The 26,075-nt window shown below is 40.6% G+C and carries 25 protein-coding genes and 1 pseudogene; 21 read left to right on the top strand and 5 right to left on the bottom strand.

Annotation, left to right across the window (positions count from 1 at the left end):
• Positions 1 to 408 precede the first annotated feature (408 nt).
• The 7 genes from HDC92_RS23020 (at position 409) to HDC92_RS22990 (ending at position 7,522) form a co-directional block, all read left to right on the top strand.
• Positions 409 to 1,851: an APC family permease gene (locus tag HDC92_RS23020; RefSeq protein ID WP_036675541.1), complete on the top strand. Its 1,443-nt coding sequence runs from the start codon at positions 409 to 411 to the stop codon at positions 1,849 to 1,851.
• 130 nt (positions 1,852 to 1,981) lie between these two features.
• A complete protein-coding gene (locus HDC92_RS23015; RefSeq protein ID WP_012781168.1) occupies positions 1,982 to 2,293 on the top strand; it encodes a hypothetical protein in 312 nt (103 codons plus the stop codon).
• A gap of 115 nt (positions 2,294 to 2,408) precedes the next feature.
• Positions 2,409 to 2,936, top strand: coding sequence for an OmpA family protein (locus tag HDC92_RS23010; protein WP_183877264.1), 528 nt, complete (start codon positions 2,409 to 2,411; stop codon positions 2,934 to 2,936).
• A 102-nt stretch (positions 2,937 to 3,038) separates the two neighbouring features.
• Positions 3,039 to 3,995 carry a TIGR01212 family radical SAM protein gene (locus HDC92_RS23005; RefSeq protein ID WP_036675189.1) on the top strand — a complete coding sequence of 319 codons (957 nt, stop codon included), beginning with the start codon at positions 3,039 to 3,041 and terminating at the stop codon, positions 3,993 to 3,995.
• Positions 3,996 to 4,434: 439 nt separating this feature from the next.
• Positions 4,435 to 5,796: an ammonium transporter gene (locus HDC92_RS23000; protein WP_012781171.1), complete on the top strand. Its 1,362-nt coding sequence runs from the start codon at positions 4,435 to 4,437 to the stop codon at positions 5,794 to 5,796.
• 46 nt (positions 5,797 to 5,842) lie between these two features.
• Entirely contained in the window at positions 5,843 to 6,877 is a 1,035-nt protein-coding gene (locus HDC92_RS22995; RefSeq protein ID WP_012781172.1) for a porin, read from the top strand.
• Positions 6,878 to 6,940: 63 nt separating this feature from the next.
• Entirely contained in the window at positions 6,941 to 7,522 is a 582-nt protein-coding gene (locus HDC92_RS22990; protein ID WP_255484656.1) for a DUF4468 domain-containing protein, read from the top strand.
• Here HDC92_RS22990 and HDC92_RS22985 read toward each other — a convergent pair whose 3' ends face one another.
• Positions 7,523 to 7,996 (bottom strand): ribonuclease H-like YkuK family protein, encoded by a 474-nt coding sequence (locus tag HDC92_RS22985; RefSeq protein WP_183877263.1) that lies wholly within the window; start codon positions 7,994 to 7,996, stop codon positions 7,523 to 7,525.
• 216 nt (positions 7,997 to 8,212) lie between these two features.
• On the opposite strand from HDC92_RS22985, the gene HDC92_RS22980 reads away from it, so the two are divergent.
• Genes HDC92_RS22980 through HDC92_RS22970 form a run of 3 tightly spaced genes read left to right on the top strand, consistent with a single transcriptional unit; the run spans position 8,213 to position 10,018 of the window.
• A complete protein-coding gene (locus HDC92_RS22980; protein WP_012781175.1) occupies positions 8,213 to 8,431 on the top strand; it encodes a hypothetical protein in 219 nt (72 codons plus the stop codon).
• A 26-nt stretch (positions 8,432 to 8,457) separates the two neighbouring features.
• On the top strand, positions 8,458 to 9,765 hold the full coding sequence (locus HDC92_RS22975; RefSeq protein WP_012781176.1) for a DEAD/DEAH box helicase: 1,308 nt from the start codon (positions 8,458 to 8,460) through the stop codon (positions 9,763 to 9,765).
• 1 nt (position 9,766) lies between these two features.
• Complete coding sequence (locus tag HDC92_RS22970) at positions 9,767 to 10,018, top strand: DUF1456 family protein (RefSeq protein ID WP_012781177.1); 252 nt, start codon at positions 9,767 to 9,769, stop codon at positions 10,016 to 10,018.
• Here the strand turns inward: HDC92_RS22970 and HDC92_RS22965 are convergent.
• Positions 10,015 to 10,830, bottom strand: a complete 816-nt coding sequence (locus HDC92_RS22965) for a PAS domain S-box protein (RefSeq protein ID WP_183877262.1) — start codon at positions 10,828 to 10,830, stop codon at positions 10,015 to 10,017. The genes HDC92_RS22970 and HDC92_RS22965 overlap by 4 nt on opposite strands.
• 212 nt (positions 10,831 to 11,042) lie before the next feature.
• Here HDC92_RS22965 and HDC92_RS22960 point away from each other — a divergent pair, with 212 nt between their 5' ends.
• The 8 genes from HDC92_RS22960 to HDC92_RS22925 all read left to right on the top strand — a co-directional run bounded on the left by HDC92_RS22960 (position 11,043) and on the right by HDC92_RS22925 (position 16,739).
• Positions 11,043 to 12,338 carry an MFS transporter gene (locus tag HDC92_RS22960; RefSeq protein ID WP_183877261.1) on the top strand — a complete coding sequence of 432 codons (1,296 nt, stop codon included), beginning with the start codon at positions 11,043 to 11,045 and terminating at the stop codon, positions 12,336 to 12,338.
• A gap of 2 nt (positions 12,339 to 12,340) precedes the next feature.
• Positions 12,341 to 12,676: a putative oxidoreductase C-terminal domain-containing protein gene (locus HDC92_RS25270; RefSeq protein ID WP_255484655.1), complete on the top strand. Its 336-nt coding sequence runs from the start codon at positions 12,341 to 12,343 to the stop codon at positions 12,674 to 12,676.
• A 75-nt stretch (positions 12,677 to 12,751) separates the two neighbouring features.
• Positions 12,752 to 13,096 (top strand): cupin domain-containing protein, encoded by a 345-nt coding sequence (locus HDC92_RS22950; protein ID WP_183877260.1) that lies wholly within the window; start codon positions 12,752 to 12,754, stop codon positions 13,094 to 13,096.
• A gap of 277 nt (positions 13,097 to 13,373) precedes the next feature.
• Positions 13,374 to 14,087 (top strand): 2OG-Fe(II) oxygenase, encoded by a 714-nt coding sequence (locus tag HDC92_RS22945; RefSeq protein ID WP_183877259.1) that lies wholly within the window; start codon positions 13,374 to 13,376, stop codon positions 14,085 to 14,087.
• 1 nt (position 14,088) lies between these two features.
• On the top strand, positions 14,089 to 14,697 hold the full coding sequence (locus tag HDC92_RS22940; protein WP_183877258.1) for an alpha-ketoglutarate-dependent dioxygenase AlkB family protein: 609 nt from the start codon (positions 14,089 to 14,091) through the stop codon (positions 14,695 to 14,697).
• Between the two features lie 103 nt (positions 14,698 to 14,800).
• Positions 14,801 to 15,760, top strand: coding sequence for a helix-turn-helix transcriptional regulator (locus tag HDC92_RS22935; protein WP_255484654.1), 960 nt, complete (start codon positions 14,801 to 14,803; stop codon positions 15,758 to 15,760).
• A gap of 127 nt (positions 15,761 to 15,887) precedes the next feature.
• Complete coding sequence (locus tag HDC92_RS22930) at positions 15,888 to 16,343, top strand: MauE/DoxX family redox-associated membrane protein (RefSeq protein ID WP_012781197.1); 456 nt, start codon at positions 15,888 to 15,890, stop codon at positions 16,341 to 16,343.
• 87 nt (positions 16,344 to 16,430) lie between these two features.
• Positions 16,431 to 16,739: a hypothetical protein gene (locus HDC92_RS22925; protein WP_012781198.1), complete on the top strand. Its 309-nt coding sequence runs from the start codon at positions 16,431 to 16,433 to the stop codon at positions 16,737 to 16,739.
• A 49-nt stretch (positions 16,740 to 16,788) separates the two neighbouring features.
• Here HDC92_RS22925 and HDC92_RS22920 read toward each other — a convergent pair whose 3' ends face one another.
• From HDC92_RS22920 to HDC92_RS22910, 3 genes are read right to left on the bottom strand one after another with little or no spacing between them, the layout of a single operon-like run.
• Positions 16,789 to 18,168 carry a RagB/SusD family nutrient uptake outer membrane protein gene (locus HDC92_RS22920; RefSeq protein WP_183877257.1) on the bottom strand — a complete coding sequence of 460 codons (1,380 nt, stop codon included), beginning with the start codon at positions 18,166 to 18,168 and terminating at the stop codon, positions 16,789 to 16,791.
• An 8-nt stretch (positions 18,169 to 18,176) separates the two neighbouring features.
• Positions 18,177 to 21,467 (bottom strand): SusC/RagA family TonB-linked outer membrane protein, encoded by a 3,291-nt coding sequence (locus HDC92_RS22915; RefSeq protein ID WP_183877256.1) that lies wholly within the window; start codon positions 21,465 to 21,467, stop codon positions 18,177 to 18,179.
• Positions 21,467 to 22,717: a FecR family protein gene (locus tag HDC92_RS22910; RefSeq protein ID WP_183877255.1), complete on the bottom strand. Its 1,251-nt coding sequence runs from the start codon at positions 22,715 to 22,717 to the stop codon at positions 21,467 to 21,469. Before HDC92_RS22910 ends, HDC92_RS22915 begins: the two co-directional genes overlap by 1 nt.
• Positions 22,718 to 23,173: 456 nt before the next feature.
• Between HDC92_RS22910 and HDC92_RS22905 the strand changes: the two genes are divergently transcribed.
• The 3 genes and pseudogenes from HDC92_RS22905 to HDC92_RS22895 form a co-directional block, all read left to right on the top strand.
• A complete protein-coding gene (locus HDC92_RS22905) occupies positions 23,174 to 24,205 on the top strand; it encodes a helix-turn-helix domain-containing protein (RefSeq protein ID WP_183877254.1) in 1,032 nt (343 codons plus the stop codon).
• 115 nt (positions 24,206 to 24,320) lie between these two features.
• Positions 24,321 to 24,833, top strand: coding sequence for a gliding motility-associated C-terminal domain-containing protein (locus HDC92_RS22900; protein WP_183877253.1), 513 nt, complete (start codon positions 24,321 to 24,323; stop codon positions 24,831 to 24,833).
• A gap of 87 nt (positions 24,834 to 24,920) precedes the next feature.
• A pseudogene (locus tag HDC92_RS22895) lies at positions 24,921 to 26,075 on the top strand (hypothetical protein); the annotation flags it as partial.

Raw genomic sequence — 26,075 nt, 5'->3', positions numbered from 1 at the left:
TTAGGGTGTATAACTCAAATAAAAATAAAAATACTGGGTGTATAACCAGATTGAAATTAATTCATTAACCTGTATAGCTATAAACGGATAAGACACAGATGAGCGCACTTAACACCTGGATATGCCTTAGTTATTACCTTGGTCGTACCTTGTTCGTAAAAAGTACCTGTTTTGCTAACAAGGTACGACCAAAGTACGACCAAGGTATGCCTGAGGTTGAAGAGAGGCGCTAATTTACCGTAGTCATGAATGACTTAACAGCAGTTGCAGGTAGGAGCTGGAAAAAATAATAGCCGGCCTATGCGATACAACAGTGATTTTTAAATATATTCGCCTAAGTAAGGGCTTACTATGATCCGAGTTTTAAGCCATAAAGGCCCTGATGAACCAACCAAACCAAAACACAAAATGAAAGAAGAAATTCAAGACGGATCTTTTAAAAGAGAGCTTGGCCTGCTGGATGGTACAATGCTTGTTGTTGGATCGATGATCGGTTCAGGGATATTTATAGTAAGTGCTGATATTACCAGACAGGTTGGTTCGGCCGGATGGCTGATATTGATCTGGGTGCTTACCGCCCTGATCACCATTATCGCCGCAGTAAGTTATGGCGAGCTGAGTGCAATGTTCCCTAAAGCGGGCGGACAATATGTTTACCTGAAAGAAGCGTACAATAAACTCATTGCATTTTTGTATGGATGGAGTCTGTTTGCCGTAATACAAACTGGTACTATAGCTGCGGTAGGGGTGGCTTTCTCAAAGTTTGCTGCTTATCTGTTTGAACCTTTTAGTGAAAATAACATCCTGTGGCAAATCCAGACCGGGATCGGCGATAAAGGATTGCCCCAATATTACAGTATCAGTGCAGCACAGCTGGTCTCAATTGTAACTATTGTATTGCTTACTTATGTGAACAGCCGTGGGGTTAAGGACAGTAAGATCCTGCAAACGGTACTAACGATCATTAAAATTTTATCGCTTTTCGGACTTATCGTATTTGGTTTTACCCTTGCTGCTAAGGCCGAGGTATGGAATGCCAATTGGGCCAATGCTTTTGAGACCCGCTCTTTTAGTTTGGAAACGATGACCTGGACACCCATTAGCGGTAGTTTATTGCTTTCGGGTATTGCGGCAGCCATGGTAGGCTCTATTTTTTCGGCCGATGCCTGGGCCGGTGTTACTTTTATCGCCGGCGAAATTAAAAATCCGCAACGTAATGTGGGTTTGAGTTTATTTTTGGGTACGCTTATCGTAAGCATCATTTACGTACTGGCCAACCTGATGTATGTGGCCGTATTGCCCCTGGATGTGATTACCACCGCCAAATCAGATCGTGTAGCCGTAGTGGCCGCACAATATATTTTCGGACAGGCGGGTACCATTATCATCGCTGTAATGATCATGATCTCTACTTTTGCCTGTAACAATGGATTGATTATGGCGGGTGCCAGGGTTTATTATACGATGGCCACCGATGGATTGTTCTTTAAAAAGGCAGCCAAATTGAACCGCTTTGATGTACCAGGCTGGGCTTTATGGGTACAGGGTCTATGGGCTTCGGCTTTATGTCTGACAGGAAGATACGGTGCCCTGCTTGATTTTGTGGTAATCATTGTATTGATCTTCTATATCCTTACCATTTACGGAATTTTTATTCTGAGAAGAAAGATGCCAGATGCGGAACGCCCATACCGGGCTTTTGGTTATCCGGTACTGCCTTTTCTGTACATAGTAGTGGCCTCAGCTTTGTGTATTGCCCTGCTCATCTATAAAACGGATACCTGTGGCTGGGGTGTGCTGATCATGCTGATCGGAATTCCTGTTTATTACATGACCAGACAAAAGGAATAGATTTATAATTGCCGTTATTTTCTGTTTGTTTTATGGAGCTGTGAGAGATCATAATGACCTGCCGATGTCAATTATTTCCTTAATAATAATTACTTTTGCTAAAAATAGTAGTATTACTGAGATTTAGCAGATGACCGTAACTGTACTCCCAATTATAGAACCCGATACCAAGCCGGCTGCACCCCTGGCAAAAGTGATGAACGAAAGACTTACCCGTTTTGCAAGAGCGCTGCAGGAAGTACACCTTAAAAGACTGGAATCTGCTGAGCCTTTGTTTGAAGATGTAGTGGTTTATATTAGCTACAACAGTAAATACAGCATCCGCTGGAAAATTGTGAATGATGTACCTGCAAATATTGAAGCAGAGGTTGCAAATGAATGTGCGAAATTGGGTTATATCAAATGGAGAACCACCGCATTTGGAGTGATCGATAAATCCTGAACCATAAATTTGGTATTCATCAGCACTATTTGTGTAAATAGTTCGTTTTAATTGAGTCTCTCCTTTAAAACCCGCTACATATTTTTTATTATTACGGACACAAACACAAAAACAAATGAAATTTTTAAGAACCAGTTTATTCTTGGCAGTCATCGGCTTGCTTGCGATCTCGGTACAGTCCTGCAAAACAAAAAAAGTTATTGCCAAACCTGTACCTGTTGAAAAGCCTGCGCCAGTTGTTGAAGAGAAAAAGCCTGAACCGGCTCCGGAACCAAAACCAGAGCCTGCCCCGGTAGAAGAAAAGCCAAATTACAATTTTAGTAATGTTCAGTTTGAATTTAATTCTGGAGTGTTGAAAACAGCTTCTTTTGAAGTACTTGATAGGATTGCAGCAGAAATGAAGAAAGATCCCTCTGCAAAGTTTGTTTTAAACGGCCACTCCTCTATTGAAGGCTCTGCTGCACACAATATGTCTTTGTCGGTAGACAGGGCAAATTCTGTAAAGCTTTACCTGGTTAACGCAGGGGTAAGTGCGGCTAACCTTTCTATAAAAGGATACGGTGCCACACAGCCGGTTGCCAGCAACAGCACGGAAGAAGGCAAGGCCCAGAACCGCAGGGTTGAATTTAAAAAACTGAATTAAAATAGTTCAACAACACATTGAAAGGGGAGGCGTTACAAAAGGTGTCCCCTTTCAGTTTATTTAAAATTAAAAGCCGTACTTTTGCAAAAAAAAAGAACAGCATTGGGAACTCCGGTAGATTTAGGTATAAAAGGATATAACAATTACGGTACGCACCTTAAAGAGAAATACAAAGGACAGCGGGTATTTAAAGTAATTGTTGACGGTGGCTTTACCTGTCCCAATCGGGATGGCAGTAAAGGCTATGGTGGTTGTACCTATTGTAATGTAGATTCTTTTACACCCGAACTTTCCCGTAAACTTCCTACCGTTCGCGAACAGTTGGAACAAGGCATGGAGCGCGGAAAGAATTTTTATAAAGCCGATAAGTTTATTGTTTATTTTCAGCCCAATACCAATACTTATGCACCTGTACATTATTTAAAGATGATGTACGATGAAGCGCTTTCTATAAATACTGCAGATGTGGTTGGGTTTTCTGTTGGTACAAGGCCGGATTGCATCGACGCTGAAAAAGTGGCCTTACTGGAAAGTTATGCTGACCGTTTTGATGTAGACCTGGAAATGGGTATGGAATCTATATATGATGAAACTTTAAACCAGATCAACCGGGGCTGCAGCCACGGAGAATTTGTAGCTGCTGTTAAATTACTTGAAAATTCTAAACTTGATCTTTGTGTACATACCATTTTTGGTTTTCCCTGGGAAACCGAAGAAATGATGTTGGGTTATATTCATGAAATTAACCGCTTTCCGCAAATTAAATTCGTAAAATTCCACCACCTTCACATTGTAGAAGGCTCAATAATGGGTGTTAAATATAAAAAACAACCCTTTAAGCTGTTTTCACTAGAAGAATATACCGATCTGTTGTGTAAGCTGATCCCTTTACTGCGTCCGGACATAGTCATACAACGGTTATTTGGCATTTCCGACTGGGATTTATTGATTGCACCCAATTGGGGCATGAATAAGTCTGCCATACAGACTTATATTGATAAAGAAATAGAAAAAAGAGGAGTTGTTCAGGGAAGTGCTTATTTTCCTGTTGCTATATAAGCCCTAACAACAATTAACTAATCCTACATTATCCTTTCTCCCCGCTGGCCATGCAAAGCATTGGTCAATATTGTCATTTACTTTCGTTTCACCTTCTGTTTTCTTGAAACCTTACACATGTTAGGTGTTTTTTATGGTTTTTCTGTTTTTGATTGATATTTTTCGATTTTAATTCTTATTTGTTGTGATTTTTATCTGTTTTCATGTGATTTTTATTTTTTTATCAAAAAATAACCTTGTTTTAGTGTATAATATTAGGAATATATAAAAAATAACCTTTGAAATTATTATTTTGTTATGTTTTTAATTGATTTTTAATGAATATTACAACGTTTTCGTGGAAAATGGTTGATTTAAAATGCTAATTGTTGGAATTTATTACTAGTTTTATAAAAAAAATCAAATAAATAATAATTATAACTAGTAAAAATCTAACATTATGGCAAAAGTTTTATTTAAACAGTGGGGCCCCTTTGCAGTTTTATTAATAATTGCAATTCTTGCTCTATTTATTCCCTTACTTCCTAATTTTGATGAGGGAAAATACAATGCAGCTGACGTTGCATTCGTATTGGTTGCTGCAGCATTGGTATTTTTGATGACTCCAGGCCTTGCTTTCTTTTACGGAGGAATGGTGCATCGTAAAAATGTGCTTTCAACTATGATCAAAAGTGTGGTTGCTGCCGGAGTAATTACTGTATTGTGGGTGGTTGTAGGCTTTAGTCTTGCATTTGGAGATTCGATTGGTGGCTTTATTGGTAACCCTTCTACCTATCTCTTTTTTCAGGGTGTAAATTCAGGTCCGGCATGGGGAACAATCCCACTCTCGCTTTTTGCTGTTTTCCAGTTGATGTTCGCCATCATAACTCCGGGTTTGGTTGTAGGGGCAGTAGCAGAACGTATCCGTTTTACATCTTACATCCTGTTTATTGTAATGTTTGCTTTGTTTGTGTATTCTCCACTGGCGCATTGGACATGGCATCCGGAAGGCATGCTGTTTAAAATGGGTGTGCTTGATTTTGCAGGTGGTACAGTTGTACACATCTCTGCAGGTATGGCAGCTTTAGCAGGCGCCCTGGTGTTAAAAAGAAGAAAGAGTCACCTGGAACATAAAGAAGTTCCACCAGCAAATATTCCATATGTACTGATCGGTACAGGTTTACTCTGGTTCGGATGGTTCGGTTTCAACGCTGGCTCTGCGCTGGGTGCAAATGCTTTGGCTGTTTCTGCTTTCTTAACTACAAATATCGCTGCTGGTGCTGCTGGTTTATCCTGGATGTTCTTTGATGTTTCCAGAGGTAAAAAACCTTCGGTATTGGGCTTCTGTATTGGTGCTGTTGTTGGTTTGGTGGCCATTACACCTGGTGCCGGCTTTGTGAGTATTCCTTCCAGTATTTTCATTGGTGTAATTGCTGCGGTAATCTCTAACCTGGTTGTTTCATGGAAGCAAAAAACCTCATTGGATGATACTTTGGATGTGTTCCCTTGTCATGGTGTAGGTGGTATTGTGGGCATGTTGTTAACTGGTGTGTTCGCTACCAAAACGGTAAATCCGGCAGGTGTGGACGGATTGCTTTATGGCAATGTTGAGTTCTTCTTTACGCAGCTTAAAGGTGCCGTTATTGTGATCATATTTAGTTTTGTAATGTCATTCATCATCTTCAAACTGATTAACCTGGTGCAGCCAATCCGCGTTACTTCAGAAGAAGAAGAAGAAGGTCTGGATGCCTCTCAACATAACGAAAAATATACTCAGGGCACATTGATTGTTGCCGGTCAGGAAGTCGAAAATACCTTTTAATCAAAATTTTTAACCATCTAAATTCTCAACCTCAAACCGAAAAATTATGAAATTAAAATCCGTATTCACCTTAGCCTTACTCAGCCTGGCCTCTGCTACTTTTGCGCAAGAGACCGCAGAAGCACCTTTGCAAATTTCAGGATCAGTAGATACCTATTTTAAGTATGACTTTGCAAAAGCACCAAATATCAAAACTTATTTTGCAAACGAGCAGAATTCGGTTTCGATAGGTATGATCGATCTGGCTTTAAAAAAAACCACAGGTAAGGCATCATTTGTTGGAGAACTGTCTTTTGGACCACGGGGACAGGCCCAGTCAATTTTGCCTAGTGGGGATGGTGAGTCATTTCACATTCAGAACCTGTATGTAAACTATGCTTTTACCGATAAGTTTACAATGACTGCTGGTTATATGGGCACATTTATTGGTTATGAAGTGATATCGCCGGTAGCCAATTTCAATTATTCAACCTCTTATCTTTTTGGTGCCGGCCCTTTTCAGAATGCTGGTATTAAAGGTACCTATGCGTTCTCTGATAAAGTTAGCCTGATGCTGGGCTTGTTTAATGACTGGAATGCCTATCAGGACCTGAATGGCGTATCTTCTGTAGGGGCACAGCTAATGGTTTCTCCTGTTAAAGGCTGGACAGCTTATATCAATGTATTGAACGGATATCACTCAGCAGGCGGCTATGGATCGGGAACCATTGTTGACCTGACCACGACTTATCAGGTAACGGACAAATTTAAATTAGGTTTAAATGCGGCCGACTATTCTGCCTCTAATGATAATGGTGGTTATACGGGTGCGGCTTTGTACCCACAATATGCATTTACACCGGCCGTTTCCCTGGGTTTAAGGGGCGAGTATTTTAACCTCAAAGGTGTTGCAGGTGCTGCTGATGCAGGGATCATTTCAGGAACATTATCTGCAAATATCAAAGCAGGTGGTTTAACTTTTATTCCTGAAGTTCGTTTTGATAATGATAAAGATTATACGCAGTCTTTCTTTAAAAGCGATGGTATTACACCTACAAAGTCGGCTTCACAATTCTCGCTGGCTGCGGTTTACGCATTCTAGTCTCAATTACGTTTATCTTAGGCCACCGGTATTCATCCGGTGGCTTTTTTATATCTTTATGTTATGAAAGTTCTTATGCTGACAATTTTATTGTTTTTTACCGCTTTAGTTTTCGGACAGGAAAAGCCATTGGCTAATGACGACAGGGGGAAGCTGATCTATTACGAAGTGGTGGAGTCAAAGGGACAGTCGGGCGACATTTTGAACAGCAGGGCAGCTGCTTTTTTTAAAAAGTCGGCCAAATCATTGAAAGTGAGATCTGCCACTACAGATTCATTGATCCGGGCTTCCGGAAAAATGATCATCAATAAAACAGCATTGGTTTTAAGCCGTCCTTCCGGTGAGGTACTTTACAATTTTTATGCAGAAACAAAAGATGGTAAATATCGGTTTTGGTTAACGGATTTTAATTTTATCCCTTATCAAAGGGATCGTTATGGAAATTTCGTGCCCTCAACCACAGTAGAAACCCCACTTGAAAATAAACCGGGTAAGTTAAATGCAGCCGAGTGGAATGCCTATATAAAAGCCACAACTACAGAGGTGAATGCGATAGCGTTACGTTTTAAGGAGGATATGGCAAATAAGGCCGTTGTTCTGCCTGCAGTTAAGGCTGCACCAGTTAACCCTAATAAAAAATGGTAATCAGTGTACCATTTTATCAGCACAGGTTGAACTGGCGAAAGCTTCAGGTTTTGCCTTGAAGATGAAGCCCATGCTTAAAATATAACCCATGGCCTCGTTCAATGCTTTGTTTGATTTAAACATCGGATTGGTGTTGATATCGGCATGCACCTCAAGGTCTACATTGTACAGGTCCAGGAGGTCGCAGATCGAATAAGCAGTTTCAATTGATTTCTGTACTTCAACCAGCATTCTTTCTTTAATGCTCATTTTTTGAGCAGTTTTTTCCTGATGGATATACATGAAGCCCCCATGATGCTCTCTTAGCAAAACAATTACTGTAGCGAAATCGGTAAGAGGGCCTTTAACCTGCGAATCTGTACCGATGCATACTTTAAGCCGGTAACCGTTGTCACTTTCTCTGATGATGGCGTTTTCTACTTCTTCCAAGATGGACGAGTGAATGATCTCGCCACTAAATTTCTTCCAGGTCATACGTTATGGTGTTACAGTTTAAACAACCCGTATTCAGGTTTCCTAAAAATAAGTTGATAAAATTAAAAACGTGTTAATTTGCTATTGTTTAATTGCTAACAATTATCTAGTTGTCAACACTTTATTGCTATATTGAAACCCTTTTAAACAAGGATTGTTATAATAAGGTAGGTAGGTCTGCGTTTTATAAGTGAACCATAACTAAATATAAGCATTATGAAGACAGAATTGTTAAATGAATTTTATCTGTTACAACAAAGCCGGGCTCCAATGGCTTATCAAGAAATAATGGAAGAAAGGGTTTATACACCGCTTGAGCGGGTAAATAATAAAATGACTACCTGGATTTCAGAAAGAGGGCATATGCTGATGAACCTTGATGTGCGATTAAACAGCTCATTAAAGCACCTTAGAAAGAAGTATCTGAAATTTTAATCCCTTAATTCCGCTATCTTTGCACCATGATGGTAAACAAGGTACTTGAACGGTTAAAGATTGACAGGCTGAATCAAATGCAGCTGGAAACCCTGGCTGCAAGTAAAAAAGGGCAAGATGTACTGTTGCTTGCGCCTACAGGATCTGGTAAAACCCTAGGCTTTTTACTGCCCTTGTTAAATAATTTAGACCCAGCTATAGTAGGTGTACAGGCTTTAGTGCTTGTGCCTTCCCGTGAACTGGCTTTGCAGATAGAAATGGTATTCAGGCAAATGGGTACAGGCTTTAAAGTAAACTGCTGCTATGGTGGCCATCCTGTTAAAACAGAGCGGAACAATTTTGAACAGCCCCCTGCCGTACTTATTGGTACACCTGGAAGGATTGCCTATCATCTCCGTCACGAGAATTTTGACGAATCCGGAATTACAACACTGGTTTTGGATGAATTTGATAAGGCCCTGGAGTTTGGCTTTCAGGAGGACATGTCCTATATCATACGGAAATTACTTTCCTTAAAACAACGTTTATTGACCTCGGCAACTTCGATGGAGGAAATACCAGGTTTTACCGGGATTGATCAGCCTGTTGAGGTCAATTTTTTAAAGGATGTTGCAGCAGCACCCGATCTGGAGCTGAAAAAGGTAAATACTACAGCTGCCGATAAACTGGATACCCTGTTAAGGCTGATCTGTAAGATCGGTGATAAAAGAACATTGATCTTTTGTAACCACAGAGAAACGGTAGACCGGATCAGCGACCTGCTGATCGATCAGGATCTGGCACACGATATTTTTCATGGTGGTATGGAGCAGGATGAGCGGGAACGTGCATTACTGAAATTCAGGAATGGGAGCATTAAAATCCTGATCACTACAGATCTGGCTTCACGGGGGTTAGATATTCCCGAAGTAGAATGTATCATCCATTATCAGCTGCCTTATACAGAGGATGCATTTTTGCACCGTAATGGGCGTACAGCCCGTATGAATGCAAAGGGAACGGCTTACCTGGTCATAGCAGAGGACGAAAAATATCCTTTTCTGAAAACTGACATCAAAACAGAGGAACTCAAAGGTAATTTTCAGCTTCCTAAAGACAGTGAGTGGCAAACCCTTTATATTGCTGCAGGCAAAAAAGATAAGGTGAACAAGATAGATATTGTTGGCCTGTTGCTAAAAAAGGGGGGGCTGCAGAAGGACGAGGTGGGTTTGATAGAGGTAAAAGACCAGGTATCTTATGTTGCTGTAAAACGCAGTCTGGTTAACCCTGTGTTAAGGGCGCTGGCAAACGAAAAAATAAAGAATAAAAAGGTAAAGATTGAAATAGCAATGTAATATGAGTAATAACGATATTTTTAAAAAGCTGCGCGTAGCGCTGGCGCTTACCAACGATGACATCATTAAAATAATGGAGCTGGTAAATTTTAAGGTAGGTAAAAGTGAGCTGGGGGATATTTTCAGGAACAATGACCATCCTAATTTTAAACCTTGCGGGGATCAGATCCTTCGTAATTTTTTAAATGGCCTTGTGATTTATAAACGAGGACCGAGGCCACCCAAGCAGGAGCAGGAGAAAACGAAAGCTTAAAATTTTCTGTCGAGTTCCTTGGCGTGCAGATTGATCTTTTTTACTATAATATCCAGTTCGCTGGCCGAAACACTCAGCAGGTCTACCAGTCTGGGGTCCAAAGGCTCCATAGGGTCGCATGTTTTCATCAGTTCCGCCAATCCCAAAATATTGCTGACAGGCTTTCTGATCTCGTGAGAATTGGTCCAGGCTATTTCACGTAACCTTTTTTCATTCCTGATGTTCTGGTCAATATCTATGGCAATAACCGCGTAGGCCTCTTGAGCCTGGAATTTCACAGAGTGGTGGGAGATGAGTACATAAAATAAGTCCCCATTTTTTTTCTGATGTAACCAGATGCCCGTGTCATGTCCTTCATCATGGGCTGAATACAAATAGTCTTTTAACTTTTTACGCTCCACTTCGGGCCGTATATCCAGGGCCGACATTTTGAGCAGCTCTTCACGGCTGTATCCATATTTTCTCACCATCACGTCGTTTACAGCCAAAAACCTGAATCCGGATTTCTCCATAACATATACAGCGCCCGGTGAGCCTTCAAATAATTTATAATAATTGTCTTCAATGGTTGAGAGATCTTTATAATGTATGCCAAGTAATATATATAATGCCACTGCAGTAATCAGGATGAACAAGATATACTTATAATGGTGCAGAAAGCGAAAATCTGTTTCCGGATGCTTGCTGTCGAAAACATTGATCAATACGCTTGCTACAAACAGTAAGGTAAAACCAATCAGCAGGTAGAGCAGGACAATCTTTTTTTTAATACGGATATGATTAGCTAAAAGAGGTTGAGTGCGGGTTTTCATAGGTTAAGGATGTATGCTTAAAAATAGTGAAATAACATGAATCTGGTGATAAAAATCTAGATACGCAGGCTTATACCCCAAATGAAGAAAAATTTAAGGATATTTATGTGGTAGAAAAACAGAAATACTGCAGGACGTAAAGGCACTGAAGTAAAAATTACTAATTTATAGCTTTATTCCTTCGGGAATAATTAAACCGATTAAATTGATACATGGAAACGACTAAAATTGGTAATTATCGCTGGATTGTTTGCGGACTGCTCTTCTTTGCAACAACCATTAATTATATAGACCGGCAGGTGATCGGGTTGTTAAAACCCACGCTGGAAAAAGAGTTTCACTGGACAGAGGTCGATTACGGCTATATCGTGATGGCCTTTGCCGGTATGTATGCGCTGGGCTATGTGGTTTTTGGTAGTTTTATTGATAAAGTTGGTACCAAGATCGGTTATAGCATATCTGTTATAGTGTGGAGCATCGCTGCCATGCTGCATGCTGTAGTTAAAGGCACAGTAGGTTTTGGTATGGCCAGGGGATTGCTGGGGCTATCAGAAGCTGGTAATTTCCCTGCGGGTGTTAAAGCTGTGGCAGAATGGTTCCCCAAAAAAGAACGGGCCCTGGCTACAGGAATATTTAATTCTGGTACCAGCATCGGTGCAGTGGTGCCCCCAATTCTGGTACCCTGGATTTTGGGTATCTACGGATGGCAGGAAGCCTTCTGGATCACGGGCGCGCTGGGCTTTATCTGGCTCATATTCTGGTGGATCTTTTATGAAATCCCATCCAAACAAAAGCGGCTTAAAAAGGCCGAGTATGATTTTATACACAGCGATCCAGATGATGAGCTGCAGGAAAAGCCGGTTAAATTGAAATGGATCCAACTGCTTGGCTTACGCCAAACCTGGGTATTCATTGTAGGTAAGGTACTTACCGATCCGATCTGGTGGTTTTTCCTGTTTTGGTTACCGGCGTATTTTGCAGATACTTTTGCGTTAGACCTTAAAAAACCCAGCCTGCACCTTGCCGTAGTTTACGCAGCTACAACTTTTGGCAGCATTGGCGGGGGCTACCTGTCGTCTTATTTTATCAAACGCGGATGGCCGGTACTTAAAGCCAGAAAAACCACTTTGCTCATAGTAGCCATTGCAGTAGTGCCTATATTTTTTGCCCAGTTTGCTCCTAATATCTGGGTAGCGGTGGCCATCATCAGCATTGCAACCGCTGCGCATCAGGCATGGAGTGCCAATATTTTTACCATCGTTTCAGATATTGTGCCTAAACAAGCCGTAAGTTCTGTGGTAGGAATAGGTGGCATGTCGGGTTCCATTGCTTCAACTTTATTTCCGCTGCTGGTGGGTTCACTGCTTGCCTATTATAAAAATATCGGTAACATTGGTGCTGCTTACAATATTTTGTTCATCATCTGTGGCTGTGCCTATTTCCTGGCATGGTTCATTATACAAATGCTTACCAAAAAAATGAAACCTGTTGATTTTAGTAACCTATAACAATGAAATACGCTAAATTTAATTACCTCATGTTATTTTTGTTCGCCCTTTCCTGCAAATCTCCTTCTAAGGAAAACGATGCAAAAATTAAACGGATTACACTGGATCCTGGTCATTTCCATGCAGCCCTTGTACAAAAATCCATGTATCCTGATGTAGATTCAACAGTTTACGTCTATGCAGAACCCAGCTTGTATATTCTGCCATCTGTTTCACCGGCAAATCAGTTTGCTTACGAACAGGCACTTAACGATAAGATGAATGCCATTAAAGCCAGGTATCCTGGTATAGAACTGAAAAAAATAGATAAAAGCTGGGAAGTACATGAAGGTAATTGATGCCATTATAAAGTGCCCGGGTAAAAAGCGGGGTAAATTTTCCTGATACAGATAATAAAAGATAAAAAACGTGATATGAGTGAGTTAATTAAAAGTCAGAATTTTCAGCAGGGGAACGATATCCCCTGGGAATATGCATCTCCGGGAATTCAACGGCAGATCTATGGATACGACAACCGTGTAATGCTGATAAAGGTAAAGTTTGAAAAAGGTGCGGTAGGAACAGTTCATGAACACCCTCATACGCAGGTAAGTTATGTAGAAAGTGGCGTTTTTGAACTGACCATTGATGGGGAGGCACAGATATTAAAAACCGGTGATGGTTTTTATGTCCCACCCAATACCTTACACGGATCAGTTTGTCTGGAAGCCGGTGTATTGATCGATGTGTTTAGTCCTCACCGTGAAGACTTTTTATAGCAGGATACTTGCAGCAGTAATATTTGCACAAGGCGGGACCACCAAACAAACGTAAAGCAGAAATTACTCAGGGGCTTAAATAAGAGGTAAAACTTACCAATGCCCAGTTTTTCTGCAACTCAGCTCAGGGAATTCAGTAGCCGGACGTTTACCTATTTGGTGTGTCTTATGGTATAACTAAAGAGATGTGGTCAGCATGCCTGATAAATCCGTAATTACGCAAGAATCGGGTTACTATTGTCGTAGTACTTAACGATTTTTGCTTCAAAAGACCGTTATGAACAATATTATTGAACAGCTGAAAGCCAAAAACTGGGATGAAATTGCAGAAAGTTTGAACAAGCAGGGCTTCGCCATCGTTGAAGAGGTATTGTCGTCCGCGCAATGCGAAACATTGATCAACCTGTACCAGGCTAACGATACTTACCGTAAAACCGTAGTAATGGAACGTTACCGCTTTGGGATAGGGGAGTACAAATATTTTCAGTACCCTCTGCCGCAAATCATTACTGACATCCGGCAAACCGTATATCCATATTTGGCCAAAGTAGCCAATAAATGGATGGAAGTTTTAAATATAACCTCCAACTTTCCCTTGCTACATGAAGAACTTAAGGCAAAGTGTCACGCTGGCGGACAAAACAAGCCTACAGTGCTCATCTTGAAATATGGTAAAGGTGGGTTCAATACCCTGCACCAGGATCTTTATGGGGATATTTATTTTCCGATACAGCTGGTTTTGTTTTTGAATGAGCCAGACCAGGATTTTACAGGGGGTGAGTTTGTGTTGACAGAACAAATCCCCAGAACACAGTCAAAGGCCAATGTACTTAAACCCCGAAAGGGTGAAATGTTATTATTTACCACTAACTTTAGACCGGTAAAAGGCAGCAAAGGTTATTACAGGGTAAATATGAAACATGGGGTAAGTACCTTGCATAGTGGCAGCAGACATACCCTTGGCATCATTTTTCACGACGCATTGAGTTAACATGGATTTATTTAATACAGGTACAGCAGCAGATCTAAACTTATTGCCACATGGGGGCATTGTAAATTATTATGGCAAACTTATGTCCCCGGCAACAGCAAACCAATACCTGCAGGTGTTGTTAAATACCATTGAATGGAAAAGTGACGAGGCCATCATTCTTGGAAAACATATTTTTACCAAACGTAAGGTAGCCTGGTATGGCGACCGAGAATTTGAGTACACTTATTCTAATACCACTAAAAAAGCTTTACCCTGGACTGCTGAGCTGCTGGAATTAAAAGCAATGGCAGAACAAAAAACCGGAGAGACTTTTAATTCATGTCTGCTTAACCTTTACCATAGCGGTGATGAGGGCATGGCCTGGCACAGCGATGGAGAAAAGGACCTGAAAAAGAACGGCGCCATTGGCTCAATGAGCTTTGGAGCCGAACGGAAATTCTCATTTAAGCACAAGCAAAGCAAGGAAACTGTTTCCCTGATTCTGGAGCATGGCAGCTTGCTCGTGATGAAAGATACCACGCAAAGCAATTGGCTGCACCGCCTGCCACCTACAAAAATGGTGCACAAAGCCAGGGTAAACCTGACTTTCCGTACCATTACCACTTAAAACTTCCAGATTTCCCAAATCATTCCCGGCTGGATACCTTGTTGGGCATATTTTATTGATTTCTTTGTAGCATCATCTATCTGCATTTCAAAAATGATAAATAATGCAATCACAAATCAAATTACATCTGGCTGCCATACCATCAGGGGGCCAGACGGATGATCCGTTCTACAGTTGCAGTGCCATGCCTTTACGGATGGCGCAGGTTCAGAAATTTGGTATGAACCAAGGCTGTCTACTTGTTCAGTCGGCCAGTCATTACCTGGCCCATATTGAATTGTTCGAGTATAAGCTTGAACAACAAGCAAATATTCATTTCTCTGTAAATGAGCCTTCTTTTTTTATGTATGCCAATCTAAACCAGAATTCCTGCTGGCTGTGTTACCGGCCGGCCGGTAAATACCAGGAAACCATTGCTTCGGGGGCTCATCAGCTGCTACTGATCACCTTCAGGCCCGACTGGCTAATCTATAAATGTCATAAAATGGAAGAATTGAAACCTTTTACGGCATTTTATCGCAATGCGGAAAGCGCATACAACACGCTGCCATCCTTTGATATCGCTGCAAACCTGTTCAACGCTTTACGAAAAATGGATGCCAAAGGCAGCGATTTAATAGCCGATGCAGATGGTTATGTTTTTATTAACCACTGCCTCAATAAATATTACAGGAAGCTTGCCGGGCAAAATCCTACACACAACTATCACTTAGAGAAAGCAGCTGCCATTGCCCGTTTTGTAAGGGAAAATTATGCCTCAGCACTGGTAGATGATCTGTCAAAGATTGCTGATAGGTTTATGGTTTCAGAGCGGAGCCTGGCGCGTCTGGCCAGACTGGCTTTTGGCATCCCATTACACGAGCAGGTAATCAATTTGCGCATGGCTTCGGCTTTTTCGCTGCTTTCTACTACCAACAAACCCATCTATGAAATTGCTCAGCTTAATGGTTACAATGATCCGCATTATTTTAGTAAGGCCTTTAAAAAATACTATGGCATATTGCCAAAAAGTGTTCAGAAACCATCTAAAAAATTAAGTGTTCAAGAAAAAATAACAGGCTAATATCATAAAAAAAATGGGGGTACAATCCTGCCATTCAAACCAATAGTTTTTTTGGCAGAATTGTACATTTTTTTTTAAAAAAATGTAAAGCAATTTTGAAACAGCAAAACGATAAAAAATACCCATTATGCAAATTACACTGAACAAAGAACCCAAATTGCAGTTGTCTGATAAAACAAGGGCAATTATTACAGACATTGCCATTTATCTGTTTGTCATACTTTTTATGTATACAGCAGCAAGTAAATTGTTGACCATAAAATCTTTTGCGAGTACCCTTGCCAAGTCGCCTTTAATCGGGAGTTACAGTCTGATTGTGGCCTGGGCCATACCGATCATTGAAATGGTGATCAGTATTTTGCTGATCATTCCGCAAGTTAAAAAATGGGGACTCTACGCATCATTTTTTCTGATGATCACCTTTACGGCATACCTGATGTACATGGTTTTTTCCGGCAGCAAGCTTCCTTGTCATTGCGGAGGGGTAATCAGTGAAATGACCTGGCAGCAGCACATCTGGTTTAACCTGGGTTTTGTGGCGCTGGCTATTACAGGATTGGTTCTAAACTATAAAAAGAAATAAAGATTTACGCGTAAAAACAGGGAGTTGCCGTAACCTGTATAAATAATGTACAGCAGGGAAAAATCATAAATAATTAATTACAAGCACATGAACAAGTTTAAAAAAGTAGCATTTGGCGTGCTCATCGCCGGTTTAGCGTTTGGGTTTAGCGCCTTTACAACAGTTAACAAAAGAGGAATAGTGGTGTATTATAAAATAGATATGACCAACCCATTGCCCAACAACCCTAATGGTTATTATTACTTTTCTGAAGACAGGTGTGAAGCAGGTGGGGATATATGTACCGCGCAATGGAATATAGGGGGCAATCCTATACCTACCCAGGATGGAGATGCATTACCTAGTACAGGCGTCACTTTCCAGCCAGGTTCGGTCAGATCAGGACATTTCGAATAATATAAATGGAGAGGTGAATTTTAAAAGGTTCACCTCTTCTAGTAAAAAATTAACGCTCATTTTGCTGGATGCCACTTAAGCGAAGTTCTTCCTCATCAATCGGAAAGACATAGCGCTTATCATTCGGTAACAGGGTATAGGTCTGGCCATTCAATACCCTGGTTAAGGCTACTGCAAACCTGCTGTCCCTGTTTAACCTTCTCAAATCGCTCCACCGGATGCCTCTAAAAATCAGCTCTTTTCTTCTTTCTGTCAAAATAAGTCTTAAAACCAAATCTGGATCATTACTTACCATATCTGTATATGCGCCCTTCCATCTGCTTTTCAAAAGATGGTTCAGGTCTGCTAAAGCAGAGGGCAAGTCTCCGTTTCTTGCTTTACTTTCTGCCCTGATCAGATGCAGCTCATCTGTAGCCAGGCCACCAAAAAAGTTTTTGTCGCCACTGTAATTCCCTCGATAGGTTACGCCAGCAGCTACACTTTTGAAGAATAATTGTTTACGATAGTCATCCGCTGCGTAGAGATCATACAGACCAGGTTCTACAATTAAACGCGTAGCATTAAAAATTCCATAAGTAAAAGTGCTGTGAAAAATAACTTCAGTATTAAACCTTTCTACAGGGTAACTGGCATTGTTGTTCAGTTTAGAAAAGTCGAGTAATTCCGATTGGATCTTTAAGGCAGCATCTGCCTTTATTCCGGCTTGGTCATAGTTTTCCATCGCTAAGTAAACCCGTGCCAGCAAAGCATAGACAGCCTGCTTGGAAGGTCTGGTTTTATAAGTTGGATGGCTACCCAGTAAATCTACAGCCAGGCCAAGATCTTTAATAATCTGATCATAGGTTTGCTGAAGCGTACTGCGTTTAACCTGAATGTTTACATTGTATTCCAGCCTTAGCGGTAAGCCCATTTCTGTAATTGCTGTAGATGCTACATAACTTTTGCAATATTCCTGCGCCAGGTGAAAAAAATCAAAAGCCCGTAAGAATAAAGCACTTCCCTTTACATTGTTCCATTCCTGTTGCTCGTTGGCAGCGGGTTTTATCTTTTCAATGCCTTCTAAAATCACATTGGCATTCAAAATGCGTTTGTATGACTCTACCCAATCCGTACTCGCTTCCCCGTTATAAAATTTTGACGTTTGTTCCCAGATATAGGCTGATTTTTCCTGGATAGAAAACAGATTTAGCCATGAGGTATTCGTTATATAGAAATCACCAGCTGCCATTTCCGCTAAACCAGAAGCCTGAAAAATGTTAAAAGTAGTGGAAGTGTTATCCAATAAAGCCTGATAATCTTTTATGGTATTGGGCACAACCAACGATTTATCCGGTTTAGCTTCCAGCCAGGTATTTCTGCAGGATGAGGAAAACATCAGTGGAAACATTAATAACCATATGAAATATCTTGTGCCTTTATTCATCATCATGATTAAAGTTAAAAATTTGCCTTTAATCCAAAAGCAAAACTTTTGGATAGGGGATTGGACAATCTTTCCTTAATAAGCGGAATCACATCCGGGTCTAATCCGAAATCATTTGCCTTCCAGATCATTCCCAGATTACTGGCATAACAGTAAAGCTGAACTTTTTTAAAAGGTATCCTTTTCCAGTTGGTTTGATCAAGGTCATAGCTCAAGCTCACATCCTGCAAACGGATATGATCTCCTTTGGCAACTGTAGCAGAAGAATTGTTATAAAAAATATCCCTGAAACTGTCTGTTGCATAACTGGCCATAGATGGTACATTGGTAATCAGTTCATCCCCGGTTTTTTGCCAGCGGTTCTCATAATCCCTATTCATAAAGAATCCCATATTGCCAGTATATAAGTTTGTATAATTTATACTAGGTTTTCTGAAATAATAGCCTAGTTTATAGCTGATGTTAAAACCCAAAGTAAACTTACGATAAGAAAAAATATTGTTTAAGCCACCGAATACAGTTGGTCTTGCCGGCCCGTTGTATTCCAGATCATTTACAGAAGTGGTATTGACAATTGTACTGTAATTTTTGCTGACCTCATCATTTAAATAACCACGCGGATCACCATTTTCCGGATCAAGCCCCGCCCATTTGTAGCTATAAATTCCATATACTGGCCTTCCCAATACAGGTTTGGTGCTATAAGTCCCCACATAATAAGCACTTCTTGGCTCTATCACATCGTAAGAAGTCACTTTATCTTGTACAAATGAAAACAAAAAGTTAGTGGTCCATTTCAGTTCACCTCTTAAATTTTGTGAAATTAAAGAAACATCCATGCCATTGGCCTTCATTTTCGAATAATTTCCTCTTAAGGTTTTTATGCCTGTACTCGAAGCAAAAGCCTTATCGCCTAAAATATCTGTTCCGTTTTTAAAATAGTATTCCAGTTTTCCTGTAACAATCTGATCTTTCAGGCCAAAGTCAATCCCGAAATTGGCAATGCCTATTTTCTCCCAGCGCAGCTCCGGATTCCCAATATTAAGGATTCCCGCGTTGGGCAGCCCGGTGTAAAGCGCACCTATTCCATTGTACCTGAAAGTAGTAATTCCGGTATTCGATTTGTCCAGGTTTCCATTGTAACCATAAGAAGCCCTTAATTTTAAAATGGGTAACCAGTTTAGCTGATAAAAAGTTTCCCTGTCTACGTTCCATAAAGCACCGGCCGACCAGAGCGGGACATTTTTCTGATTGGTTTTTACCCCAAAATAATTCGATCCATCAATCCTGGCACTAGCCGATAATACGTATTTGTTGTTAAAACTGTAAGCTAGATTGGCAAACACAGACCTGATCCTGTCCAGCTTTCCAAAAGGCGCAACTCCGGTATTGATTTTACCCGTACCTGAAGGGTTTAAATTAAAGGTACTTGTAGAGTCAACAGGTATGGATGTACCTGTTTTCTGATTATAACCATAATCAAAATGGTCACTGATATCAGAAGAAAATTCTGACAATTCATAACCCAATATAGCCGAAACTGCAGAATTTTGTAGATCTCTCTGATAAGCCAGCTGAGCCCGAAAATTATTGGAAACAGCTTTGCCATTTGCACTATAAAGAATTCCGCCCAATGGAATATGATACCCGCTTACCCTGTCTGAAGTCAAAACAGAATATTGATTGATCAGGTTCCTGCTCTGGTAAGTCTCTAAACTATTGTAACGTTCGGTTTTGTTGTCAAGCAACTGGTACTGGTATTTTAGTGCGGCACTTAAGCCGGGTATTATGGTATATTTCAAAGCACCATTTACACGAACATCATTATTTTTTGATATAAATGGAGATTTTCCCAGTTCGGTTAAAGGTACATAAGACCAATCCAGAAATCCCTTTGTCAACGCCTGTTGTTTATAATCAGCGCTGAAGTTCTTATCAAATACAGTTGGATTGCCATTGGCATCCCTGAACTGATAATAAGGTGTAAAATTGACATCAGAGGTTTCTCGTATGGTACTGTCCACTCTTGATGCAATCCTTGTATAGTTAAAACCAGCTTCAATTTCCAGGTTCTTTATTGGTCTGAAGGTATTTTGACTATTGATGGTTATCCGGTCATTGTCATTGTTAACCAGGCTGGAAAGTGTCTTGTCATAGCCCAGTGAAAAATAGTGACTCGATCTAGCTGTTCCGCCACTTGCATTCAAAAAATATTGCTGGGAAACCGGTTTGCGGTAAAAGTATTTCAACTCTTCATTACGGATGTCATTTCCACGCAGGGCATTTAACTGCTTTTCCGTTTCGGCGGCAGACTGTCCCTGCCTTTGTTTGTTCAGGATTTGCACTACCGGCGAAACAACCGGATAATTAACCTGGTCTGTCAATGCCGCATCGTACTTTCCATGGTTAAACAGAAAAGTTTCAATATCGATGAAATCCGATGAAGACAGGTAGTTCGGATTGTAAAAAACATCCGGTTTGCCTGCAACAGTAATGTTGGTATTTAAAGAAATGTTTAATGCTTGTCCGGTCTTTCCCCTTTTGGTACTGATTACGATTACACCATTTCCAGCCCTTACGCCCCAGATAGAAGCTGCTGCTGCATCCTTCAATACCGTAATATTGGCCACATCATTCGGGTTGATGGAATTGAAATCACCATTAAAAGGAAAATTATCCAGGATAATCAGGGGCTGATCATTTGCAAAAATTGTACTTCTGCCCCTTATAGATAAATCCAAATTACCAGAATTGCTGTTTACTGTATTTTTATTGAACAGCAAACCACTGGTTATACCTTCCAGCCTGCTAAATATATCAGGACTAACCCTCCGGTTTAGTTGCGCACTGTCTACAAGTGCAAAACTTCCTGTTGCGCGTTCTTTAGGGATGTTTTGATAACCTGTACTTACAATTTCAACCTGTTGCAGGAAAAATTCCCTTTCCTGAACAATAGGGATAGGATTATTCGCGGGTTTAGGATTTGTGGTTTGGCCAATACCTGCTACAAGTCTTTTATCTTTTACAATAATTGCCTTACCCATAATGGTATTACTAAGCTGGAGTCGGGCCGAAATGTCATCCATTACTTTCTTAACATCGGCATCCTTGTAGCTGACGTCTATGCGCTGGTTCACATTGAATTCCTTTTCATTCCAGGCCACACTAAAACCAGTCTGCTGTTTGATCTCCTTAAAAAGCCTTACCAGGGAAACATTCTTTTGTGTATAATTGAGCTTCTGGGCCTTTACGGCCACACTGAACACCAATAAAATAAAAATGACAAACCCCTTTTTTAATTGCATTATTGTACAACAGTAACCTTTCTGCCTTCCACTTTAAACTTAACATTTGCAATTACTTCAAGCATATCCAGCACTTCTACAATATTTGCGGTTTTAGAGATGGTACCACCTAAAAGCGCATTATCCGGAGTTTTGTTCTGATAAACAACATCTACATCGTACCAGCAGGCAACTATGCGCATAACATTTTCCAAAGGCATATTCCTGAATGCGAATTCTCCGTTTTTCCAGGCCAGGGCTTCCTCAACATCTATACTTTTTACAGCTAAAGCCGAGCCAGTCAGGATGGCTTGCTGATTGGGCTTAAGCACCACTGCCTGGCTGGATTTAAGGTAGTAACCAGCTGGTTTAACACCATTCGTACGCATGGGGTCGAGCAATGACGGGTCGGGGCTTTTAGCAGGTTCATTATTTCGGGATGATGGGGTAACCCTTACGCTTCCTTCAACCAAAGTAGTTTTTACTTCAGCTTCATTGTTGTAGGCCCTCACATCGAAGTGCGTTCCTAAAACCTCTATTTCCTGACCTTTGCTTTCCACAATAAAGGGTATCCTTCGCATTTTACCATTTGTATTGCTGCTTATTTTAGCTACTTCAAAATAAGCTTCCCCATCCAGGCTCACCCTCCGTTCGGTCAGTCCCGCAAAAGTTGAAGGAAATTTCAGGTGGCTGGTTGCATTTAACCAAACTTTTGTGCCATCGGGTAGGGTAACCTGATATTGCTCTCCACGTGGAGTATGCAATGTCAGCCCTGCAGCTTGTTTTTGGGAGGTAACAGGAATGGAAGTTCCATCATTATAGGTTAAACTACCGGCGTTTATAACCACTCCTTTTTTGGTGTCATCCAATAGCAGCTGTTCGCCACTGCCTAAGGTTAATGCAATTTTATCGGAAACGATGGTGGTAATATTTTCATCAGGCAGGACTGTACTGGATTTAAAAAACATCCAGCTCAGGCCAATTAACGCCATAGTAATTACAGCTACAGAACTTAAACCTGCAACCAATTTTTTAGAGATGGCCTGTTGTGGTTTTTTATACTTATCGGTTCGCATGTCCCTTAGGGCAACCAATACACTGCCAAGGTCAAAATGCAGTTTATGAGAATAAATGTTGCCAGCATCTTCCTTATGGTCAAGAAAAGCCATCAGTTCATTGTAAGATATTTTACCAATAACATGGCCATTATGGTACACAGGCCAGTTGTATGCCTCATCATTACGCATGAGCACCAATACTTCAGCAACCAATTGCTGGGAATGTAATTTAATCTGATTCAGTTTATAATGCGTTAAATTTAAACTCTTTTCATATCCTCAATTCAAAAGTATGGATTTTACTGCTTTATCTGCAAAGCAAAGCTCATTTAATTGGCAACTTTCATTAATAGACAATAAAATAAGTTATTGCTTATCACATTCTTAAAATTAGATAATTTTATGGATATCCCCTAATGTTTCTTAAAAATTAAGTCCTACTGGTCAGTACAGTTGATTTCTTAATCATAATTGTTACAGCTATTCCCATAAAAAGCCATATCTTTCCGCCTGCATATGGGCTTTTTGAATTTTTTAACCAGCATTATCTGCTTTTTTTTATTGCTGTTCTCCTTCAACCTGTTTTTCGCTAAACGGGGTAATCCTGTATTGAATTATTTACTGGGAGTTATCTTTTTTTCCAGATTCGGTCAAATGTTGGTGCTGTTATTGGTAAACTCAAAACAGCAGGCTTATTTTCCTTTTTTTCATCAGCTTTTTACCCCATTGTACTTTGCCGCCCCGGCTTGCTTTTACCTTTATGTCAGCCATTTTATTAACCCGGATAAAAAATTACCCTACAAGGAGTGGCTTCATTTTATACCTGCTGCCCTGGCCATTATCCATGTCATCCCATGGCCTTTTGCTCCGGTTATCAACTGGCACGATATCTTAAAACAGATCACTGATAATAAACAGCTTTTTATTAACGAAAGGAGCGGGATATTACCGGCCTATTTATATTCTGTAGGCAGGCCTGCACTGGTACTTGGTTATTTAGCAGCCACCTGGTATAGGGTGTTAAATTCGGAGGTACTGAAAGCAAAACCCAAAGCAGACACCGGTAAGAAATGGATCTTACTTTTTGTAAAGGCAGCAACGTTTTTCCAGCTCGTTAGTTTTTTGCCATTGCTCAGTACAAGCCAGGACAGAACTTATGCCAATTCCATATTTGTGATCATCAGCTGTCTCGTTTTGATCGTTATTGTTGTGTTCATCCTGCATCAGCCGGATATTTTTTACCGTTATTTAATAACGCCTATTGATGGTATAAAAGTCGCAGATAAAGGCCAGGAAAGGGTAGAAGATACTGCATTGAATACCGGCAGCACTAAAAAAATCATCTTATTACCTGAACAATCAGCTGCATACGCAGCTGAGATGGAAGCCTTAATGGCAGCTAAAAAGTTATACCTGATATCGGATTTTCAGATTGTTGACCTGGCTGCTGAAATGAATATTTCTGTTCATCACTGCTCATTTGTAATCAACAACGTAATCGATAAAAACTTTCGTGATTGGATAAATGGTTACCGTATTAGCTATTTTAGCACACAATATCCAATTCACGCGCACAAAATAACCATTGAAGCCATTGCTCATGAATCTGGCTTTAAAAGTCTGGCAACTTTTTACAATGCTTTTAAAAAAGAGACAGGTTTGATGCCCAAAGCCTATTTCTCACAAAAGAAAGTGTTATAAATACCATCATTTTTTATACAACTATTGAATAGTTAGATAAATCTGTAGACCTAATTTAACCATTAGTATAATAATGTTAATAAATTTGAGGTCGATCCCAAATCTATTCCGTTATATGAAACTGCTATTGTCTATTTTATTTGTTTTATTTGTTGCTGGGAAGTGTGGCGCACAAAACATCAATCAAGCAGTTATTAATGCAACCGGCAATACTTATACGCAAACTACTGGAGTTATTTTTGAATGGAGTGTTGGTGAGCTTGCAGTAGTAGAAACCATGGTTACCAGCAGGGCAATCATGACTAACGGCGTTTTGCAGCCGGTTTTACCAAGCCAGTTTATTACTGAAGGCTTTATTGTTAAAGCCACAAATCTCCTTTCTCCCAATGGCGACGGGAAGAACGATACCTGGATCATCAATGATATAGAAAGGTATCCGGATAACGAAGTAACAGTATTTGACCGTACGGGAAGGGTTGTATTTCAGACTAAAAACTACCAAAATAACTGGACAGGGCAATTCTTGGGAACCCCACTGGCCGAAGGTACCTATTATTATTCCATCAAATTAAAAAAGGCCGGTAAAACTGGACTCATAAGAGGATTCATTACTATTATAAACCAGTAACACTCATTCATTATTATATGGCATATGGCAAAAATTTACCAAACAAAACTATTTTTTTCATTTCTTATACTAACACTCTTCTGCAGTATGCAGATGATGGCCCAGCAACTTCCCCAGATCAATTATCAGGGGGTGGCCAGAAAAGCTGATGGCAGTCCGGTTATGGAACAGTCTATTACGCTTAGGCTAACCATCCGTGATGGCGGTGCAAATGGCTCAAATGTATATTCAGAAACCAGGCAGAGGACAACCAACAAATTTGGTTTATTTACTGTTGTGATAGGTAGCACAGGGGCACTTTCTCAAAGTGGTTCAATGACTGCTATAAACTGGTCTACCGGTAATAAATTTCTTCAGGTAGAAATTGATCCGGCAGGAGGTGGCAGTTTTATAGATATGGGCACTTCCCAGCTCCAGTCGGTTCCTTATGCCATTTATGCCAGTACGGCGGCACCAGGCGGCGCAGCAGGAGGGGATTTGGGAGGCACTTACCCAAATCCTACAGTAACCAAACTTCAGGGGGCTGCCTTGAGTACTGCGGCACCACTTAATGGCCAGATCCTTAAATGGAACGGCTCGATGTGGCTGCCAAGTGATGTGGCTGCTACAATAGGTAAAGCTGATGGAGTTACTGACGGGTATCTGAGTAAAGTGGACTGGCTTATTTTTAATGGTAAGGCTACGGTTACTTATGTTGATGCAGCTATATCAGCGAACGTAAACGCATTGACGGCAGAAACAACCCGGGCAACAACAGCAGAAAGCATACTAACTACAACTGTAGCTACCAAAGAAGCGATGGCAAATAAATCAGCAGATATTACTGCTGATGCGGCTTCAGATATTAAATATCCAAGTGTTAAATCGGTAAAGACGTACGTAGATACACAAATCATTTCTGCTACGCCTGATGCGACAGCCCTTGCGAAAGGTAAAATACAATTAGCTGGAGATTTGGCGGGTACCGGAAGTACAGCGGCTTCTCCGATTATTAGTAATGCCGTCATTACTACCTCAAAAATTGCTGATGCAGCGGTAACAACTGCTAAAATATCAGATGCCGGTGTAACGGATGCCAAAATTGCAACCGGAATCAGTGCTGCTAAAGTAGGATTGGCAAATGTAAATAACACAAGTGATATCAATAAACCTGTATCGACAGCAGCACAAACTGCATTGAACCTGAAAGTAAATTATACAGATACCGCTGCAATGTTGAGTCCTTATGCCAAACAGTCTGTT

The sequence above is a fragment of the Pedobacter sp. AK017 genome (genome assembly GCF_014200825.1).
Lineage (GTDB): Bacteria > Bacteroidota > Bacteroidia > Sphingobacteriales > Sphingobacteriaceae > Pedobacter > Pedobacter heparinus.
The sequence above is the reverse complement of the archived record's forward strand: the minus strand, read 5'-3'. Positions and strand labels throughout refer to the sequence as shown.